General features: G+C 65.3%; 1 rRNA gene. It reads right to left on the reverse strand.

Annotated features, from left to right (window positions below):
• Window positions 1–1,454: ribosomal RNA gene (locus ACTQXO_RS08690) — 23S ribosomal RNA — on the reverse strand; the annotation flags it as partial.

Below are 1,454 nucleotides of genomic sequence, written 5' to 3' on the forward strand. Positions count from 1 at the left end.
GCTTCGTCCGGAGCCTCGCCCTCGATGCGGACCGGATTTCCCTGGTCCGCGGGCCGCGCTCCATCACGGGGACGTCCAGAACCCCGCCGAGCCACCCCCATCCGTCGCCCCGTCGGTCGTAGCGCCGCGTGCGCGGTGCAGGAATGTCTGCCTGCTGCGCGTCGGCTACGCCTCCCGGCCTCGCCTTAGCCCCCGACTGACCCTGGGAGGATTAGCCTTGCCCAGGAAACCTCGGGTTCACGGCGGACGAGTTACTCTCTCGTCTCTCGCTACTCATGCCAGCATTCTCACTCCCATGCGCTCCACCGTCGGTCGCCCTCCGGCTTCTCCGCCCATGGGAAGCTCCCCTACCGATTCTATAGATAAAATCCCGCCGCTTCGGTGTCCAGCTTAGCCCCGTGTATTGTCGGCGCATGTCCACTCGACCAGTGAGCTGTTACGCACTCTTTGAATGCATGGCTGCTTCTAAGCCAACATCCTGGTTGTCTGGGCGGACGCACATCCTTTGCCACTCGGCTGGAACTTGGGGACCTTAGCGGGCGGTCCGGGCTGTTTCCCTCTCGAGCACACAGCTTAGCCCACATGCTCTGACTGCCGCGCTCTGGGCCGCCGGCATTCGGAGTTCGGTTGGATTCGGTAGGCGGCGAAGCCCCCTCGTCCATCCGGTGCTCTACCTCCGGCGGTGAACGCGCGACGCTAGCCCTAAAGCTATTTCGGGGAGAACGAGATATCTCCGGGTTTGATTGGCCTTTCACCCCTATCCGCAGGTCATCGCCGCCGTTTTCAACCGACGTGCGTTCGGCCCTCCACGGGGTCTTACCCCCGCTTCAGCCTGCCCACGGATAGCTCACCCGGCTTCGCGTCCGCGGCGCGGGACTCAAGTCGCCCTGTTAAGGCTCGCTTTCGCTACGGCTCCCTTTCGGTTAACCTCGCCCCGCGCCAGCGACTCGCTGGCTCATTCTACAAAAGGCACGCCGTCACACCCCGAAGGGTGCTCCGACTGCTCGTGGGCGCACGGTTTCAGGTACTGTTTCACTCCCCTCCCGGGGTGCTTTTCACCTTTCCCTCACGGTACTGGTGCGCTATCGGTCACAGGGTAGTACTCAGGCTTGGATGGTGGTCCACCCAGGTTCGGACCGGGTTTCACGTGCCCGGCCCTACTCAGGGACCGCGTCGCGCCGTCCGGTCTGGGTTCGCGTACGGGGCTGTCACCCGCTGCGGCCGGCCCTCCCATGCCGTTCCGCTCCCCAGCCGGACCTGCGCCCGGGGGCGGCAGCCCCCGGATGCGCGGCCCTGCAACCCCGCCGGCGGAACCCCTGCCGGGTACGCCCGCTCGACGGTTTGGCCATCGGTCCCCTTTCGCTCGCCGCTACTCGGGGAGTCTCGAGATTGATTTCCTCTCCTCCGGGTACTTAGATGTTTCAGTTCCCCGGGTTGTCCTCCCCCCGCCTATG

It is taken from the genome of Collinsella sp. LCP19S3_D5, from assembly GCF_052121415.1.
GTDB lineage: Bacteria > Actinomycetota > Coriobacteriia > Coriobacteriales > Coriobacteriaceae > Collinsella.